Source organism: Amycolatopsis sp. NPDC004747, from assembly GCF_053601335.1.
Genome location: NZ_JBSGBQ010000082.1, coordinates 1 through 1,601 on the forward strand (window position 1 = coordinate 1; position 1,601 = coordinate 1,601).

General features: G+C 66.1%; 2 protein-coding genes. Both read right to left on the bottom strand.

The window, feature by feature from the left end; all coding sequences use genetic code 11:
* Nucleotides 1–495: transposase domain-containing protein (locus ACWEGE_RS46980; RefSeq protein ID WP_449667014.1), on the bottom strand; the 495-nt coding region annotated here is incomplete at its 3' end.
* Nucleotides 496–570: 75 nt separating this feature from the next.
* Nucleotides 571–1,601: IS630 family transposase (locus ACWEGE_RS46985; RefSeq protein WP_449667015.1), on the bottom strand; the 1,031-nt coding region annotated here is incomplete at its 5' end.

Here is a 1,601-nt window from a genome sequence, read left to right on the forward strand (position 1 = left end):
ACCGATCATCGCCTTGGTGCCGCACTCCACCAAGGCCAGTAGCCGCACCTGGGGGAAGGGGCCGGGCCGGTTGCCGTTGGCGGCACGGGTGTAGGCGGCGGCGTTCGCCTTGCTGTCAGGCACGTCGAACAAAGAGCCGTCCATCGAGACCAGCCGCAGGCCGCGCCAGAACGCCCCCGGCGTGGCCGCGGTCCCGCTCGCTCCGGAGACCCGGTCGAACAGCAGCCGCAGCGGCCCCGGCCCCACCCGCTGACGGGCCTCGGTCAGCGAGCCGGTGCGGGCCGGCCGCCAGGTCTCACGCGCCCGGCGCGGCCAGTGCTCCACCAACTCCCGCAACACCAGCCCATATCCGTACCCGGTGAACAGCCACATCGCCAGCACGAAGTACACCGTCAGCCGCGACGGCAGCGACCGAGTCCGCTCCTCCCGCGCCCCCGCCTCGTCAACCACGAAGTCGACCAACTCCGGGGGAAAAGTCCGCGACAACAACCCCATCCGGATCCTCTCCGGGTACGTCTCACCAGCTATGTGATCCCGAGGCACAAGATCAAGATCTTAGACGATCTTGGACTAGTGTCCTGCGCCAGAGATCCGTCGGCAGATGCGGGCGAGGGAGTCGAGGATTTCTTCGGCGGTTTTGGTCCAGATGAAGGGCTTGGGGTCTTCGTTCCAGTCCTTGACCCATGCGCGAATGTCGGCTTCGAGGGCCTGGATGTTCTTGTGTGCGCCGCGGCGGATCATCTGGTGGGCGAGGTAGCCGAACCACCGCTCGACCTGGTTGATCCAAGAGGATCCGGTCGGGGTGAAATGCAGCTCGAAGCGCGGGTGTTTGGCCAGCCAGGCTTTGATCGCAGGCGTCTTGTGGGTGCCGTAGTTGTCCACGATCAAGTGGACCTGCAAGTGCGCGGGCACCGCCTTGTCGATCCGGATCAGGAACTTCTTGAACTCCACGGCCCGGTGCCGGCGGTGCAGGGCCGTGATGACTTCACCCGTGGCGACGTCGAACGCGGCGAACAAGGTGGTCAGGCCGTTGCGCACGTAGTCGTGGGTACGCCTCTCGGGCATGCCCGGCATTATCGGCAGCACCGGCTGGGACCGGTCCAGGGCCTGGATCTGCGACTTCTCGTCCACTGACAGCACCACCGCACCCTCGGGCGGGTTGAAATAGAGGCCGACGACGTCGTAGACCTTCTCCACGAACAACGGGTCGGTCGACAGCTTGAAGGTGTCCGCCAGATGCGGCTTGAGCTGGAACTGCCGCCAGATCCGGCCGACCGTGGACTTCGACAGACCACTGTGTTGCGCCATCGACCGGCGGGACCAGTGGGTGGCGTTCTTCGGTAGTTGTTCCAGCGTGGTGACCACCACGGCTTCTACCTGATCGACACTGATGGTGGGTGGCCGTCCCGGCCGGGGCTCGTCGACCAACCCGTCCAACCGCTCGACGATAAAACGCCTGCGCCACTTGCGGACGGTGTCCGCGCTCACCCGCAACTCTCGCGCTACCGAGACGATCGGCGGCACCTCCAGCCCCGCACACGCCAACACAATCCGCGCCCGCAGAGCCAGAGCCTGCGCCGATGTCGCCCGACGCGTCCATC